Origin of the sequence: Hyunsoonleella ulvae (assembly GCF_016827605.1) — a bacterium.
GTDB classification, from domain to species: domain Bacteria; phylum Bacteroidota; class Bacteroidia; order Flavobacteriales; family Flavobacteriaceae; genus Jejuia; species Jejuia ulvae.
Map to the genome: position 1 here is coordinate 315,457 of NZ_JAEPJQ010000002.1, position 16,190 is coordinate 331,646.

Annotated in this window: 15 protein-coding genes; 5 read left to right on the plus strand and 10 right to left on the minus strand. The window is 32.5% G+C overall.

Annotated features, from left to right (window positions below; translation table 11 throughout):
- Nucleotide 1: 1 nt before the first annotated feature.
- A complete protein-coding gene (locus JS605_RS07055) occupies nt 2–460 on the plus strand; it encodes a low molecular weight protein-tyrosine-phosphatase (RefSeq protein ID WP_203256993.1) in 459 nt (152 codons plus the stop codon).
- A 22-nt stretch (nt 461–482) separates the two neighbouring features.
- Nucleotides 483–1,199 (plus strand): SAM-dependent methyltransferase, encoded by a 717-nt coding sequence (locus tag JS605_RS07060; RefSeq protein ID WP_203256994.1) that lies wholly within the window; start codon nt 483–485, stop codon nt 1,197–1,199.
- Between the two features lie 6 nt (nt 1,200–1,205).
- Here JS605_RS07060 and JS605_RS07065 read toward each other — a convergent pair whose 3' ends face one another.
- From JS605_RS07065 to dapF, 5 genes are all read right to left on the minus strand, one after another.
- Nucleotides 1,206–1,871: a lysozyme family protein gene (locus JS605_RS07065; RefSeq protein ID WP_203256995.1), complete on the minus strand. Its 666-nt coding sequence runs from the start codon at nt 1,869–1,871 to the stop codon at nt 1,206–1,208.
- A gap of 111 nt (nt 1,872–1,982) precedes the next feature.
- Nucleotides 1,983–2,891, minus strand: coding sequence for a DUF2279 domain-containing protein (locus JS605_RS07070; protein WP_203256996.1), 909 nt, complete (start codon nt 2,889–2,891; stop codon nt 1,983–1,985).
- A 3-nt stretch (nt 2,892–2,894) separates the two neighbouring features.
- The gene (gene mltG / locus JS605_RS07075) at nt 2,895–3,938 is read right to left on the minus strand and encodes an endolytic transglycosylase MltG (protein WP_203256997.1); all 1,044 of its coding nucleotides are present in this window, start codon (nt 3,936–3,938) and stop codon (nt 2,895–2,897) included.
- A gap of 1 nt (nt 3,939) precedes the next feature.
- On the minus strand, nt 3,940–4,464 hold the full coding sequence (locus JS605_RS07080; RefSeq protein ID WP_203256998.1) for a GNAT family N-acetyltransferase: 525 nt from the start codon (nt 4,462–4,464) through the stop codon (nt 3,940–3,942).
- Nucleotides 4,461–5,234: a diaminopimelate epimerase gene (gene dapF / locus JS605_RS07085; protein ID WP_203256999.1), complete on the minus strand. Its 774-nt coding sequence runs from the start codon at nt 5,232–5,234 to the stop codon at nt 4,461–4,463. The genes JS605_RS07080 and dapF overlap by 4 nt, the downstream gene beginning before the upstream one ends.
- A gap of 126 nt (nt 5,235–5,360) precedes the next feature.
- On the opposite strand from dapF, the gene JS605_RS07090 reads away from it, so the two are divergent.
- The 3 genes from JS605_RS07090 (at nt 5,361) to JS605_RS07100 (ending at nt 9,104) form a co-directional block, all read left to right on the plus strand.
- Nucleotides 5,361–6,773, plus strand: coding sequence for a trypsin-like peptidase domain-containing protein (locus tag JS605_RS07090; RefSeq protein WP_203257000.1), 1,413 nt, complete (start codon nt 5,361–5,363; stop codon nt 6,771–6,773).
- A 125-nt stretch (nt 6,774–6,898) separates the two neighbouring features.
- Nucleotides 6,899–8,347, plus strand: a complete 1,449-nt coding sequence (locus JS605_RS07095) for a glyceraldehyde-3-phosphate dehydrogenase (RefSeq protein ID WP_203257001.1) — start codon at nt 6,899–6,901, stop codon at nt 8,345–8,347.
- A gap of 136 nt (nt 8,348–8,483) precedes the next feature.
- Nucleotides 8,484–9,104 carry a tRNA (guanine-N1)-methyltransferase gene (locus JS605_RS07100; protein WP_203257002.1) on the plus strand — a complete coding sequence of 207 codons (621 nt, stop codon included), beginning with the start codon at nt 8,484–8,486 and terminating at the stop codon, nt 9,102–9,104.
- Between the two features lie 76 nt (nt 9,105–9,180).
- Here JS605_RS07100 and fsa read toward each other — a convergent pair whose 3' ends face one another.
- The 5 genes from fsa to JS605_RS07125 form a co-directional block, all read right to left on the minus strand.
- Complete coding sequence (fsa, locus tag JS605_RS07105; RefSeq protein WP_203257003.1) at nt 9,181–9,834, minus strand: fructose-6-phosphate aldolase; 654 nt, start codon at nt 9,832–9,834, stop codon at nt 9,181–9,183.
- Nucleotides 9,835–10,089: 255 nt separating this feature from the next.
- On the minus strand, nt 10,090–12,399 hold the full coding sequence (locus JS605_RS07110; protein WP_203257004.1) for a hypothetical protein: 2,310 nt from the start codon (nt 12,397–12,399) through the stop codon (nt 10,090–10,092).
- A gap of 163 nt (nt 12,400–12,562) precedes the next feature.
- Nucleotides 12,563–12,982 (minus strand): hypothetical protein, encoded by a 420-nt coding sequence (locus JS605_RS07115; protein ID WP_203257005.1) that lies wholly within the window; start codon nt 12,980–12,982, stop codon nt 12,563–12,565.
- A gap of 44 nt (nt 12,983–13,026) precedes the next feature.
- Nucleotides 13,027–13,830 (minus strand): SDR family oxidoreductase, encoded by an 804-nt coding sequence (locus tag JS605_RS07120; RefSeq protein ID WP_203257006.1) that lies wholly within the window; start codon nt 13,828–13,830, stop codon nt 13,027–13,029.
- 330 nt (nt 13,831–14,160) lie between these two features.
- Entirely contained in the window at nt 14,161–16,161 is a 2,001-nt protein-coding gene (locus JS605_RS07125) for a transglutaminase domain-containing protein (RefSeq protein WP_203257007.1), read from the minus strand.
- Nucleotides 16,162–16,190 lie beyond the last annotated feature (29 nt).

A 16,190-nucleotide genomic window follows, 5' to 3' on the forward strand; every position in this document is an offset into this window, starting at 1 on the left:
AATGACTAAAATTCTGATGGTATGCTTGGGCAATATTTGTCGCTCGCCATTAGCTGAAGGTATTTTAAAATCTAAGCTACCTGATACTGATGAATTTATCATCGATTCTGCCGGAACAGCAGCTTATCATTTAGGCAGCAAGCCAGATTTACGCTCAATCTCTATCGCTAAAAAGCACGGTATTGATATTACCCACCTAAGGGGAAGACAATTTGTGAAAAAGGATTTCGAAGATTTTGATTTGATTTACGCAATGGACGAGTCAAATTACAATCATATTTTATCCATGGCTAAAGACGAGAATCATACATCTAAAGTAAAACTTATTCTTAACGAAATAGCACCAAACGAAAATTTAAGTGTTCCAGATCCTTACTATGGTGGGGAACAAGGCTTTAAGAATGTATACGAAATGCTAGATAAAGCTTGTGATGTTATTGTCGCTAGATTAACAGCGTAAATAACTCCTTAATAGAATTGAAATGCAAACTACCAAAGGCAAATTATTTCTCATTCCTACTACATTAGGAGACACACCTCCTCTTGAGGTGCTACCCATTTCAATAAAGAAAACCATTGAGGATGTTTCTATTTTTATAGTTGAGAATGAAAAAACCGCACGTCGGTTCATCAAAAAAATTAGTCCGAAGAAATCACAGCCCTCTTTAGAAATATTTTTATTAAACAAGTTTACACAACCTATTGAGTTACCTGAGTTTTTAGAACCCTGCTTAAAAGGAAAAAACGTTGGTCTCTTATCAGAGGCTGGTTGCCCTGGAGTAGCTGATCCTGGTGCTGATGTTGTAAAACTTGCTCATGAAAAAGATATTCAAGTTGTGCCATTGGTAGGCCCATCCTCCATTTTGTTAGCTGTTATGGGCTCTGGCTTAAACGGGCAAAGTTTTACATTTAATGGGTACCTAACAATTGATAAAAATGAACGCAAAAAGGAAATAAAATACTTAGAGCGCTTATCTTTTGATAAAAATCAATCACAAATTTTTATTGAAACACCTTATAGAAACAATAAGTTACTTGATGACATCTGCGCAACAGTATCTGGAGACACAAATGTATGTGTTGCTTGCGATATTACACTACCCAGCGAATACATAAAAACTTTACCCGCCAAAGTTTGGAGCAAAAAAAAAGTAGACCTTCATAAAAGGCCTACTATTTTTATTATTCATAAAAGCTAAACCCATCTATATGGAATTTACTTTGGCTTTTTTATTTGCTTTCAAGAAAGACGTATCGTAACCAGAGAACCTTTTCATATAATAGGCTACCGTGGTGCCATAACCATCAGCAAAATTATCTAAACCGTAACTTCTTAAATATTTTTTTACGCTTCCAGCTCCTGCAAGATGTGCTGCTGCTAAGATGCCCGATTCTGTAACCAGGATACCATTTATTCGTTTTCCAACAAAATTATTAATATCCCTTCTAAGAATCCACTTGTTTCTCTGAGCATTTGCTATAAAAGCTTTTTCTTGCAATTTAGGAGTGTTTAAAAACTTATTGATATCCCTTACTCCTATAAGCCTGAGGGTTTCCTTACCAAACTGATACTTCCCCAAGTACCCATAGGTATTAATTGTAGCGTAATTACCTCCAGATTCCTTAAAAGCTAAAGCTTCTTTAAAACCAACGAACGATTTACCAAGATATGGCGAAAACGATTCGTATCCATCATTTGACGTCTTAGCATTATCCCTAATGCTTACGTCTGGCTTAACGGTATAATTTAACACTAAGCCTTCGGTTGAATACCTACTAAAATCTACCGCTTTACTACTTGAAAACGATATGTGTAACAGTATACATATTGTAAGTGCTATTACTAGGTAACTTGCAATATTTTTTACCATAATATTTAAATTTCTTCAGCAAAATTACTAGGTAAAACTGCTTGAAAATTTGAGCGTGCAAAATTACACTTTATTTTAATAATATCAAAATAACTCGTTTAAGTGCAATTTTTAATAATGCAATAGATGAAATACAGCCCCTTTTTTATTGAATTCTAAGGTAGGAAATGGTATTTTTATCATATTAAAAATGTTAAAAATTGACTTTAACAGCGCTGATTTCGTTCTTAGGTTTGATAAATTTACATCTAAACTCAAATAAAACTGCCTAAATCTTGGAATAGTTGTTAACATTTGATTGTCAGCAACTCTTGTACCTGTAAGCATCCCTTCGCCTCCATAGCCTAGAGTCACATTTAACCATTTTGGAATTTTACTGCCTTTAAAAAAAGAATACAAATTAAAACTTAGCCAATACGTTTGTCCGTTATAGTCTTTTAAAACTTGTTCCGAGAAAGAATTTCCAAGTTTTTCAGGGTTTAAATCTGCATATCTTGAGGGCCTAAATCCAAATTTAACGTTAATGCGCTGTTCATTCCACAATAATTCTTGCGAAATATATAAGCCAGTTCCTAATGCATTAGCACCAACATCTCCCCAAGAAAAGCCCCATTCTTTAGAATAACCATCTAGTATTTCTACTGCTGTTAAAAACCCAAAACCTAAAGTAGCTCCATATAGTAATTGATCTTGTTTTCTAACCCCGCTCCAATTTAAAAGGTTTGCTCCCAGTTTTCCCATTTGGTAAGATGTAAACACATGACCAAATTTATCCATCTGCAACCATTGGCTATTATCGTTTATGGTATGGAATTTAGAACGCTCAAAATCTGCATACCAGACATTATTTAACGCTACCAAAGTTATTCCGCTTAGCGTTACTTCTGATAGTACTACAGCATTTCTTCGGCTCTTATTTAAGGTGTCACTGGGTTTTAAAAATTGCTCTAAACGAGATTGGGATGTTACGGTGCTAGTGAAGCACAAAAAAAGAATAACACTACACCTATATAACCACATGCTCTATTTTCTAATCCCTTTGGCGTTTAAGTATGAATGGTATGCTCTTGCATTAGCATTATGCTGTGCTAATGTTTTAGCAAATTTATGATATCCAATTCGTTTAGGGTCTGCCGAGAAGTATAAATAGTTGTGCTTTTCGTAATTCAAAACAGCTTCTATTGCTGATATGTTTGGCATAGCGATAAGCCCAGGTGGTAAACCTCTGTTCTTATAGGTATTATACGGCGACTTAATTTCTTTGTGCACATTTAACACACGTTTTATTATAGTGTTTTTATATTTAGGTAGCTTGTATGCAGCAAATTTTAGTGTAGGATCTGCCTGTAAGGGAATACCATTTTTCAACCTATTAATGTAAACACCAGCTATTCGTGGTTGCTCTTTTTCTGCTTTAGACTCTTCGTAAACAATAGAAGCCAACGCAATTACTTGGTCTTGAGACAAACCAATATTATGTGCTTTGGCAATACGCTTATCTGTCCAAAATCGCTTGTACTCCTTTAGCATCCTATCCCTAAACGTCTCTGCAGAAGTATTCCAATACAATTCATAACTATTGGGTAAATACATGCCTAATGCTGTTTCGCTTTTAAAACCATTGGAACTTAAAAACTCAGTATCTGTCATGGCATTGATAAGAGCCAAGCTATCTGCCTCTATTTGCTTGGCAATTCTACCCGCCAATTTCTCTAGGGAATTTTGATTATTAAATGCTACTTTAACGGGGATGTTTCCACTCCGTATAGAATTAATAATATCATTATTATTCATGCCTTTTTTTATCGCAAACTTTCCTGATTTTATATTTGATGTATATTTTTTTTGTTCGGCTAAAACATCAAAAGAGGCTATATCTTTTAAAAGTGGCTCTAATTGGGATCTTACTTCATCATAACTATCCGTAGATTTTATGTATATATAGGCTTCATCATTGTTAAACTTTGTATTTGGAGATAACATCGCATTGTACACATAATATGCAAAAAAGCCTGCTACTACTAAACCGATTAGTGCTATTGCCCAAAGTATTTTTTTTATATACATACTATGATTTTATAAGTTGAAATAAAAATTCGTTACTGTATTGCCCTTCATTGTAATTCCAATCCTTTTTAAGCCCTATGCTTTCAAAGCCGTGATTTGTAAAAAGCTGGATACTTGCTTTGTTTTCCTCTGAAATGTTACAATATAATTGATGCAATCCTAAATGTGCAAAACTATATTTTATTAGAAGCTTTAGGGCTTCATTTCCAAAACCTTTAGCTCTATTATTTTCATCCTTTACAATAATACCTACACCAGCCCTTTTATTCTTAAAATCAAAGTCAAATAAATCAATCAATCCTAGAGCTTCTCCGTTTTTACTTTCTATAAGTAATCGCAATTGTTTTGCCTCAAAAATATCCTTGAGGGCATTTTCTAAATATTGCTTAATAACATAACGAGAAAAAGGGGTTTGTGTATTACTTAACTGCCAGGTGGTTTCGTCATTCTCTACCTCAAAAACAAAATCTAAATCCTCTGGTTCTAGAGCTCTAAGGTTAATATGTTCTCCTGTTAGGGTTTTCATATGGTGCCCTCAAAAACAAATTTCGCAGGTCCAGTAAGCCACACATTGGTGTACTTACCTTCTTTAACATCAAAACTTACTTCCAATTTTCCACCTTCAACATGTATGGAAATAACATTCTTTTCAGTCTCTCCTATATAATGCATTGCGATGGCTGTAGCTGTAGCCCCTGTACCACATGACAAAGTTTCATCTTCCACGCCACGTTCGTAGGTTCTTAATCTAAAGGTATCATCATCCATCTGTTTTACAAAATTCACATTGGATCCTTCTTCAAAATACGGTGCTCCATATCTAATTTCAGAACCTTTTGCTTTAATTTCAAAAGTATCTATAGCTTCCTCAAATTGAACATGGTGTGGCGAACCCGTGTCTAAAAAAACATAACTTTCCTTTTTCTGCACAGAGGGCACGTCTTGCATTTGTAATCGTACAATACCATCCTTTATGGTGGCGTGATGTAAACCGTCAATAGCCTCAAAAACAGCACTATCGGAGATCACACCTAAATGCTTGGCAAAAGCTACTAGACATCTACCGCCGTTTCCACACATCGTACTCTCATTACCATCAGAATTATAGTAAACCATCTTAAAATCACAAGTATCGTGATTTTCTAATAAAATTAAGCCGTCTGCACCTATGCCAAAACGTCGGTCACAAAGGTCTGCCACCAATTTGGTATTATTTTTGTCGAATGTTTGTTGACGATTATCAATCATCACAAAGTCGTTTCCTGTACCTTGATATTTGTAAAATTTCTGTTGCATAATCAAGGCACAAAGATATAAATATTATAGCGTTTTTCAGATTGTTAAATCGTCGTTAAAGTTGAATTTCAAATTCAATAAATATTTAATTTTAATCGTTCATGAATATATCTTAAACTGAAAATTATGAAGAAGATTTTAACATTAGTATTGGTTTCAGCTCTTGGTGGTATATTAACACTTGGAGGCTACAAATTATTTCTAGAAAAAGAAAAAACATTAGTAGTTAATACTACTGAGGAGCAACCCTCTTTAATCCCAACAACCTCAACTAACACCATTTATAAGCCTTATGAAACACCTGATTTCGCAAAGGCTGCTGAAAACACTGTAAATGCTGTTGTACACGTAAAAAATGTAACGTTAAGTAGAGGTAGATTGACTTTTGAAGATTTATTTTTAGGCAGAAGCCCACAACGCGCACAGTTAGGTACTGGCTCTGGTGTTATAATTACCCCTGATGGATACATTATTACAAACAACCATGTTATTGATAAATCCCAAGAACTTTCAGTAACCTTAAATAACAATAAAACTTATAAAGCCGAAATTGTAGGCACCGATCCCAAAACAGATATCGCATTGTTGAAGATTGAGGCCGAGGAGGACTTACCTGTTGTTACGTTTGGAGATTCTGATAATGCAAAAATAGGCGAATGGGTTTTGGCAGTTGGCAATCCCTTCAATTTAACTTCAACCGTAACCGCAGGAATTATTAGTGCTAAAGCAAGAGACTTATCTGGTAATGCATCACAGTCTTTTATACAAACAGATGCTGCTGTAAACCCCGGAAACTCGGGAGGTGCTCTTGTTAACACTAACGGAGAGTTAATTGGTATCAACACTGCTATTTCCTCACAAACAGGATCTTATGTAGGATACTCCTTTGCTGTACCTAGCAATATTGCAAGAAAGGTGGTAAATGATATTATGGAATACGGTAACGTACAAAACGGAATTTTAGGGGTGTTTGGAACTGCCTTAAACAGCGTAGCTGCCGAAAAAATAGATATCGATGATACAGAAGGGTTTTATGTGGATAGTATTGAAGAAGACTCTGGTGCCGAAGCGGCTGGTATTAAAAAGGGAGACATCATTAAAAAAGTAGATAATATCAAGATCTTGAAGTTTTCTGATCTTAAAGGCCACTTAAATACTAAAAGTCCTGACGATTATGTGGACGTTACTTATTTACGCGATGGAAATATTAAAACTGTTCCTGTAAGACTTATTAAACCTGCCCCTTCGGTTGTTTTACCTTATGTAGGCTTAATTAAAAATGCAAAACCCAAGGAATTGAAAAAGTTTAAGGCTAAAAATGGGGTTAAAATAGACCGATTAGACGGTAATGAAAGAATCATAAACTACTGGAAAAAAAATAATATTGGTAAAGGCTCTATTATTACCAAGATTAATGGCACAGATATAAATAATGTCGATGATGTAAAAATGGTTTTAAAAAGTCAGTCTGTTAACGAACCACTAGAGTTAGAACTCATTAATTTAGACGGAGAAAAAGAGAGTCATTTTATTAGATAAAAACAAATATATACTATGAAGAAACAGCATCTTTTGAAGGTGCTGTTTTTTTATACAAATGTTTTACGAAAACGTTTGAAATGTGATACTTTTGCAACATTATAAACTACTAAACTATCAAAATAATGTCCACAGATGCGACTTACGAAAAAGAGTTAGCGTTTCAAGCAGATCGACGAAGAGCTACAGTTGAATTTATTAAAGTTGTTAGTGATCTCTGGTATGATGACTCTATCGAGCTAATTCTCTTTAAAAACCAGCTTATCGACAAAAATGTAAGTGAAATTTTAAACTTACATGATTATGCTGGTAAGTTTGTACAAAAACCCATTTCAATTTTTGATTCCGTTGAAGTTGCAAAAGCAATAAAACAGCTCAATATCCCTCCTGCTAAATTGGATATTGGTAAGTTAACTTACGAATTCCACTTAGAGGAAAACAAATTTGATGATGCAATACATTTTGTAGCTAATAAAATTAAAGATGCCGACAAAAGTAAATCCATCGAACCAAAAGATGTTGTACTTTACGGTTTTGGTCGTATTGGGCGTTTGGTAGCCAGGGAATTAATGGCCAAGACGGGAAAAGGCAGTCAACTTCGCCTAAGAGCCATTGTTACTAGAGGTGCCATAACATCAGAAATTTTAGAAAAACGAGCTGCTTTATTAAACAACGATTCTATTCACGGTGAGTTTTCAGGAACTGTTACAGCTGATGTAAAAAATAATGCCCTCATTGTAAATGGTACAACTGTAAAGATCATTTCATCAGACGCTCCTGAAACAATTGATTATACCAAATACGGTATAAGTAACGCCTTAGTTATTGATAATACTGGAGCTTTCAGGGATAAAGATGCATTATCCAGACATCTACAAGCAAAAGGGGTTAAGAAAGTCTTGCTTACTGCTCCGGGAAAGGAAATTCCCAATATCGTACATGGTGTTAATCATTTTGATTACAATCCGGATGCTATTGATATTTTTTCCGCTGCATCTTGTACTACTAATGCCATAACACCTGTTTTAAAGGCAGTGGAAGATTCTTATGGTATAAAAAGTGGTCATTTAGAGACGATTCATGCTTATACCAACGATCAAAATTTAGTAGATAATTTTCATAAAAAATACCGTCGTGGTCGTGCTGCTGCACTAAATATGGTAATTACAGAAACTGGTGCCGGGAAAGCTGTGGCTAAAGCATTACCAAGTCTGGATGGTAAATTAACATCCAATGCGATTAGGGTTCCTGTACCAAATGGTTCGTTAGCCATTCTAAATTTAGAACTGGATAGAAAAACATCTCTTAATGCAATTAACGCCACCATAAAAAAATATGCACTTGAGGGCGATTTGGTGGAGCAGATAAAGTACGAGCTTAATGATGAACTCGTTTCTAGCGATATTGTTGGGTGTTCTGCACCTTCAATTTATGATAGTAAGGCAACTATTGTTCGCCCTGATGGAAAAAATGTAATACTGTATATATGGTATGATAACGAATATGGATACAGTCATCAGGTTGTTAGACTCGCAAAATATATCTCTAAAGTAAGACGTTATACCTACTATTAAAAACATCTAAGCACAAGTTTTTATCGTAAATAGCTCTGAATAGCTTCAAATTTTGAGGCTATTCTGTATTTATTGATGTTTTTAAACTTTATTTTATATTTTCGCATTAACAGTTAACCTATTTAAACACAACCAAATGAATTCCTCAAAATACCTAATCGCATTCATCTTTTTGTTTACTTTTAGAATAGCTTTCTCTCAAACCGCTCAACAACCTGAAGCATTATCACTTAATAGTGGTACCATTGATAGTCAATTTGAATTTATTTTTAGAAAATCTGGTAATTTCAAGGGCACAAATGGTCAACCTTACGAGGCCGTAAAAACAGCATGGTTATTAACACTACGTAACCATGTAAAGGATTCTTTAAACGGAATTCGTAAAAATTTAAACGAGACGCAAGCTGTAGTTAAAACACAAGCTAATGAGATTACACAACTAAAAAGCTCGCTTTCTAAAACGCAAGCAAACTTAGATAAGACTAACACTGAAAAAGATAGTATGTCACTTTTTGGGATGCAAATGAGCAAGACTGGGTATAACACATTATTATGGAGTATTATTGCTGCACTATTGGCCTTACTCCTATTATTTATATATAAGTTTAAAAATAGTAATGCCGTAACAAGGCAAGCCAAACTTAGCTTATCTGAAATTGAGGAGGAATTTGAAGAACACAGAAAAACTGCCTTAGAACGCGAACAAAAAGTAAGACGCCAATTACAGGACGAAATTAACAAGCAGAAAAAGGCTTAAAATTCTAGAAATCATAAAATTAAAAAGGCGCACTAATCAAGTTGATTATTGCGCCTTTTATATATTCTATAAAAACTTAGTTACCTTTCTTGTAATCAGCTAAGAACTTAGCTAAACCAATATCAGTTAAAGGATGTTTCAATAACCCTTCAATAGAACTTAAAGGCCCAGTCATTACGTCCGATCCTATTTTAGCACAATCAATAACATGCATTGTATGTCGTACAGAAGCCGATAGAATCTGGGTTTCAAAACCGTAATTATCATAAATATGACGGATTTCAGAAATTAAATTTAACCCATCTGTAGAAATATCATCCAAACGTCCTAAAAAAGGAGACACATAAGTAGCTCCTGCTTTAGCAGCTAAAAGTGCTTGTCCAGCAGAAAACACCAATGTTACATTGGTTTTAATTCCTTTACTAGAAAAGTACTTACATGCCTTTACACCGTCTTTAATCATTGGTAATTTAACCACAATTTGGTCGTGCAATTCAGCTAAAGCTTCTCCTTCTTTTATCATACCTTCAACATCGGTAGAAATTACCTCAGCACTTACATCGCCATCTACAATATTGCAAATATCAACGTAATGTTTCATAATATTATCATGCCCTGTAATACCCTCTTTAGCCATTAACGAAGGGTTTGTAGTTACACCGTCTAAAATCCCCATATCTTGGGCTTCTTTTATTTGGTCTAAGTTTGCAGTGTCAATAAAAAATTTCATTATTTCTGTTATATAGTTTTTAATTTATATTAAGTCAATATTATGGCGTTACCCACAAGGGGTCGGGCTTTCAGCAGCCGCTCCCTCCTACGTCGGGGAGCTTCAACAAATGCTTCAATCCCTAACGCAGCGAATTTACAACATTAAGCGCTTTACGTAATTAACTTTAGATAAAATCTATTAACAACTTGCTAAAAGTTTTCGGGAAAGTAAACTTTATTAAAACCAGTAGAACAAAATTATTAACGCGTATTCTCATTTAGGTTTATGCACTATAAATTTAAAGTTATTACTCCCAATTAATCCAGTATAGTCAACACCTTCTATAACCCCTAGAAACGTAGTATCTATATCTGAACAAAAAAATTGAATAGTAGCCTCTCCTTGACTATTAGTAATGATATCTGGTTTCCAAAACAGAGTGTTACGGTAATCTGGAAAAGGATCATTTATAGATTCTTCATCGTATGCTGGTTGATAAAACTCTCGTTTACCATAATAACCTTTTAACATTACCAAATTGAACTTTTTTAATAAATACGCTTCTGTTAATTCTGGATACTTATATTTCTCAACTTTAGAATTCTGAAATGTGTATTGTCGTCTACTTTCATCTACCCATTTAAACCCCACATATTGCTCATAAGTTCTTCCTTCTATAGGTTTGGTATTATCTGGGTGATTTAAACCATGAGTTGGGCAGTTTAAAATTCCTGATGAACATACGTAATCTACATTCAAATTTAATTTAGCTAAGCTATCTAGAACCCCCAGGTATTTATCTCTAAAGATTTTATTTTTTTTAGTTGACAGTACAATTTCTTTTAGTTTATTGACTTCATCGGTTACAATAAAGGGCTCTGTAACTTTATTTGATTTTATTTCTTGAAACTTTGAAAGTGGGTAATTTATTATTTTAGTCTTGCGATAATGATTGATGGTATCGAAAAAAGAGTCTCTAATATTAATTGCATACTTGTTTTTTTGTGACATCATTGGCTTGAGATATAAATATGCTTGTTCTGCCATTTTAAAATGATTATGATTAAGACTAAATTGCCCATAATCATTGGTACCTATAAACGTTTTACCCTTTGATGAATCAGCTGTAAAAACCATTACAAATTTCTCGCCTATCTGTTTGATAAGTTTATTGGTTTTTTCTGGTTTAAGTATTCCCGTAAGTGAGTCAGAAAGAATATAATGTAGAAACTTAGGATACCTATTTAAGTTTTCTTCATTCCATAAATAGTTTCTCCAACCTTGAGTTAACATTAATAGATTTAATGCCTCTTTTCTGTTTTTGTTCCTTTCATCAAAATAAAAAATAGGGTTATATAACTTCCCTTTTAATTGAGTAGATAAATGATAATGACTAAATATATTTTTTGAATCTTGTGAATTTTTATATAGTCTATCGTATACACCTAACCCCAAATGGGCAATAGCTGGTAAACCATTCTCATCTGTTACCCTTATCTTCATGGTAACTTTTTCCCTAGTAGCATATTCTTCTTTATTAAGTGTTGTACTAATATTAAGCTTTTTGTTATGATTTACATAAACTAATCGTTCTGCTAAAGGTAACAGCATATCATTGAATAATGTAACTTCAACTATACCTTGTGGAATATCCTCTAAAGGAATATTAATAAGTAATTCTTTATTTAAAATTGCTCTAGCAATGTAATATACCATGCCTTTAGCTTGAACTCTCAAATAAATTTTTTCTTTTTTATGCCCCAAAGTTTTGGTCACTTTAAAACGCAGTTCTTCTTTGGTATTATTCAAAAGTTGTAATACAGTCCCTTTGGCAAGAATTTTTGGTAGATAATACTTTTTATTATCACTATCATTTTTAAGCTCAATATGGTAATCTTTATCAGCTTTAGGTGTTAATAAAAAACTCCCCATACCTTCATATTCGCTTTCAAATTCCAAAACACGTATATTATCTTCGTATAATGTGCCTATAACCTGAATTGGAAATCCTTGTGAATTTGTAGCCTTAAATGCAATTCTGGATTCAATATCATTAACTAAATTTCCTCCTTCAGGAAAGGTATTTAAATGAATGACACTATCTGTTATCTTTTTTTTAAATTGTAGTTTTCTTTTACTGCCAATATTTTTAAATATATATATTTCTCTTACTGCATGGAACTCTTCATTATCTTTATAATAGGATTTACTAGAGTAAGCTGTCAAACTATACTGTCCTTCTTCTAAAGAGTCTTGTAAATAAAGATGCCCATCAACAAAACCATTTTCTATTTCATATTTTTCCTCCCATACAGAGTTACCTGTTTTATCGTTTATAAGCTGTACAAAGAGTACATTACTACTATTAGAGGGTATATTATATTTTTCATCTAAGATATAAGCTTTAAACCAAATGTTTTCTTCAGTTTCATAAACCCCTTTGTTTGTTTGTAAGTATAAAAGATCAGCATGCCTGTTATTTGATAGTTTTTCTAATTTATCTACCAAAATATCTGACACATGAGTTTTAACTTGAGAATAAGAATAAAAAACAGAAAAACACAGAAGAAATAAATACTTCATACCACATCAATAGACACATTAACCTACAGACGAAAATATACTTAACTTACAATAATAATATAAACAATTAAAGAAAATATATGGACAAATTAATCTTCTTTACAAACCAAACACTAAAAATACAGGCTTTTAGATTCTAAAATTATACAAAAATAAGAATACATCAATTAACCGTTAAAATATAACTTCTGTCTGTACTTTCCTCACAAAGGCCATCACAATCATTTAAATTATTCTCGCAATAATTATCAGCTTGCTCAACGTCTAGTCTAATGGTAAATCGATACCTACCTCTTTCTCGAGGGATACCTTCAATAAAAACATCTCTATAATCAAAATATACATCAATACCAGGAGGTAAATCCCCAATCACAGAAAAAAAGTAATAATAATCGTTATCTCTGGGCTCATTTTTAATTTCTGCTGTTATCAATTCAGAATAATTTTGATTAACTAAACCAACACGCAACCTATTATCAGATAAAACAGGTCTTCTATTTATAACACATTCTAAAATATCTTGACAACCTGTTATCAAAAAGAACAGAGCGAAGACTGAGGGAAAAGTAATTTTTTTATACATCTGGTTACATTTGTGCTAACAAAACACAAATAACGTACCAAATCTTATATTTTGTAATGATTCATTAATAACTTTTCATAAACTTTATCAGGAAGTATACGTTTTAATACAATTGAAAATTTCTGCATAAACTCCCCTACCTTGTAATGAATCTTTGGGTTTTTAGTGGTAATGATGTTATAAACAGCTTTTGCCATTAGTTCAGGATCACTTCCAGAATCTACATGGGCATCCATTAATTCTAAGGATTTTCCATAAGATGATTTGTATGGCGAATCGTCTTTAAGAGGTGCATGATAGCGTCCTGCAGCAATATTAGTTGCAAAATCTCCTGGCGCAACATTGGTCATTTCAATATTAAAGGGTTTTAATTCCATTCTAAAAGCTTCAGTTAACAATTCTAAAGCACCTTTACTCGCACTGTAAACTCCACGATACGGTAATCCCATATACCCCGCTATAGAAGTAATATTAATTATTAAACCAGATTGTTGTTGACGCATCTGCGGCAATACAGCTTTAATCACATTAATGGGTCCAAAAAAATTAGTATCAAAATTAGCTTTGATCTCTTGCTCTGGAATTTCTTCAATAGGTCCAGTAATTCCTGCTCCAGCGTTATTAATTAAAACATCTAATCTACCTTCGGTATCTATAACCTGCTTAATAGCTATATGTATAGTAGAAACGTCTTTAACATCTAAAGTAATCAGAGGAAATTTGCTGTTCTCATAATTTTTAGGATTTCTACTTGTACCATAGACTTTATAACCCTTTTGGTGTAAAAATTCTCCAATAGATTTTCCTATCCCTGAAGACCCTCCTGTGATTAAAACAACTTTAGACATATTTATAAATTAAAGTGCCAAATTACAATATAGAATATGGATAAGAAAATTTTAATAAGTGGAAGCATTAATTTCTTTTTACTCTAAATCAAATTTTTTTTATCAGTAAACAAAAAATCATTTAGTCAACATTTTTAGAATTCACCATAACTTATAACATAAAACTAACCACTTTACTTAATTAGTATTATCTGAAATTTATTATGTAAAGTTGAGATTGAAGTACTAGTATCAAACTATCTAAGAAAAATTATTGCTATAAACTAATAGTTTTTAAACCTAATATGTGTTTATTATTTTATCCAAGTAGTATTATAATTGGCTATCAAATTACAACCCATAAAAAGATCTATCATTTTCATATTCTGAACATCCTACCCAAAACTGATTACCATTATCATCAAACTTAAAAACAAATTCTTCTTTACCTTTTGAATTATTTTTTAACAAGTATAACATATTCTTAGGTATTGCATTGTACACTAAAATGGTGTCATCTGCTTTTTTTATACCTAATGAAATCCATTTTTTATCCCAATAATGTAACTCGTAGTTGTCTCCCACATCAATATGATTACCATCATTTCTGGCTTGAATTTCGAAACCAAAAATTTTCTTTGGCTTTTTAAAAGAATAGGTTATTGTTAAATGTTTTCTTTCAATAAATGATAATTGATTGTCATCAATTATATTTTTGCTATCAACAGATCCTTCTTCATTGTTTATAAGTACTTTACTCCAATCTTTTGAAATTCGTCCTTTTTCATCATCTAACAATTTAAAAGTTGCAAGACTTACCTTTCTGGCATATTTCTCTGTCTTAAACCTAAAGAACTTATACTTTTTGGGGTTGTCAAAATAAAATTTGATGCTTTGAGTAGTTTTAAATTTTGAAATAGTATCTAAGTTAATGTAATATTCGTCTGCATCAATATTTGCCCCTTGAATTATTGCTCCATTTAAATCCTCAATTCTTCTGTATTTTTGTTTTTTTGATTTAATTCTAAAAGGCGGATATTTTCTTAATAATTTAGCTTTTCCAAGCAGAGTTTCATCATTACTAAAAAAAATAACTTTTCCATTCTTAGTAAGTTCAAAAGGGTAATTAATTGGCTTATCAGGACTTTCGACATAGGGAAAATAAATGATATTGTTACCCATGTTTTTGAAAAAGGCACTATCATTCTTTAGCTTTTCAGCTGTCGCAATCTTAAATAAACTTTTATTATCATCGTAAATACCTAAAAAAACATTACTACTATTTTTTAGTTTTTCAATATTCCAAATAGCAGGAATAGTAACATCAAATACATCTCTGTATAAATGGGTTACTTCCAATGGAGGTTCTTGTTTTTTATGAAATTGCTGTCTATACACTTTAGGGGTACTACTAAACCTAAATGTTTTTTCTAAATCAAAATACACAGGCCCACTATTTAAAGCTCTTTGGTTACCATTGTTTAAATAAAAAACCCAGGTATGAGCCCCACCACTTCTATTGGTATTTCCTAACTTGGTAGTGTAATCAACACCTGCAGGAATACCTAATGCCCTAAGAATATATACGATATAATTGGTTATATCAGTACAATCTGCAATCTTAATATGGTTTATTTGAGAAAATGAATATGAATAATTATAATTAGGATGACGTTTTGATATCACTCGAAATCTATTAATATCATATATTTTGGCTACAACTTTATCTAATGAATTTGTTTTTAACGAATCATATACCCATGAGTATTCTTCGTACAAATCTTTTCTTTTATTTGCTTCAATGGGTTCTTGTCCTACTCTATAAGGCAAGACGTAATGTAAAAACTCATTAAAGTTTTCACATAACTTTAATGGCATTTTTTTGTGGGCTGTAAAAGCCAATTCAATATTATCAATAAGATATTGCGCATTTATAAACTTTAAATCATAACGTAAGACTGGTGCTTTATCTAATAATGGATTTGCTTTTGATATCGAGTCTAAAAGCTCCCCTAGTTTTGTGTATGTGGAGTCTTTAGGGTTTTTTTCACGCGGGTTTTCTTTTATCTGTCTTTCACGCTCTTTACCAGCCAACACAAAAGCTTCATCAAATATTTCATGCCCTTTTTTAAAAGAATGATAAGGCATATTAGCTATTAAATAGTAGGCAGACCTAAGCTTTAAACTATCTTTAGGGGCTTTGTTGTATGTATTAATAACTTTTAAGAGTTCGCTTTGATTTTCTCCAGCTAATAACAGCGCTTTTTCGACATCTTCTGGCATGTTATTTTGTCCACACGAAAAGAAAATTAAACTTAAAATAAGTACTATAATTATCCTATTATTTATCATAATTTTACATTTGTTTTAATTGATATTTT

Bases quoted from the DNA above. Each gene is read 5' to 3' on its own strand.
- JS605_RS07055 (WP_203256993.1), top strand. From the start codon at position 2: ATGACTAAAATTCTGATGGTATGCTTGGGCAATATTTGTCGCTCGCCA.
- JS605_RS07060 (WP_203256994.1), top strand. From the start codon at position 483: ATGCAAACTACCAAAGGCAAATTATTTCTCATTCCTACTACATTAGGA.
- JS605_RS07065 (WP_203256995.1), bottom strand. From the start codon at position 1,871: ATGGTAAAAAATATTGCAAGTTACCTAGTAATAGCACTTACAATATGT.
- JS605_RS07070 (WP_203256996.1), bottom strand. From the start codon at position 2,891: ATGTGGTTATATAGGTGTAGTGTTATTCTTTTTTTGTGCTTCACTAGC.
- mltG (WP_203256997.1), bottom strand. From the start codon at position 3,938: ATGTATATAAAAAAAATACTTTGGGCAATAGCACTAATCGGTTTAGTA.
- JS605_RS07080 (WP_203256998.1), bottom strand. From the start codon at position 4,464: ATGAAAACCCTAACAGGAGAACATATTAACCTTAGAGCTCTAGAACCA.
- dapF (WP_203256999.1), bottom strand. From the start codon at position 5,234: ATGCAACAGAAATTTTACAAATATCAAGGTACAGGAAACGACTTTGTG.
- JS605_RS07090 (WP_203257000.1), top strand. From the start codon at position 5,361: ATGAAGAAGATTTTAACATTAGTATTGGTTTCAGCTCTTGGTGGTATA.
- JS605_RS07095 (WP_203257001.1), top strand. From the start codon at position 6,899: ATGTCCACAGATGCGACTTACGAAAAAGAGTTAGCGTTTCAAGCAGAT.
- JS605_RS07100 (WP_203257002.1), top strand. From the start codon at position 8,484: ATGAATTCCTCAAAATACCTAATCGCATTCATCTTTTTGTTTACTTTT.
- fsa (WP_203257003.1), bottom strand. From the start codon at position 9,834: ATGAAATTTTTTATTGACACTGCAAACTTAGACCAAATAAAAGAAGCC.
- JS605_RS07110 (WP_203257004.1), bottom strand. From the start codon at position 12,399: ATGAAGTATTTATTTCTTCTGTGTTTTTCTGTTTTTTATTCTTATTCT.
- JS605_RS07115 (WP_203257005.1), bottom strand. From the start codon at position 12,982: ATGTATAAAAAAATTACTTTTCCCTCAGTCTTCGCTCTGTTCTTTTTG.
- JS605_RS07120 (WP_203257006.1), bottom strand. From the start codon at position 13,830: ATGTCTAAAGTTGTTTTAATCACAGGAGGGTCTTCAGGGATAGGAAAA.
- JS605_RS07125 (WP_203257007.1), bottom strand. From the start codon at position 16,161: ATGATAAATAATAGGATAATTATAGTACTTATTTTAAGTTTAATTTTC.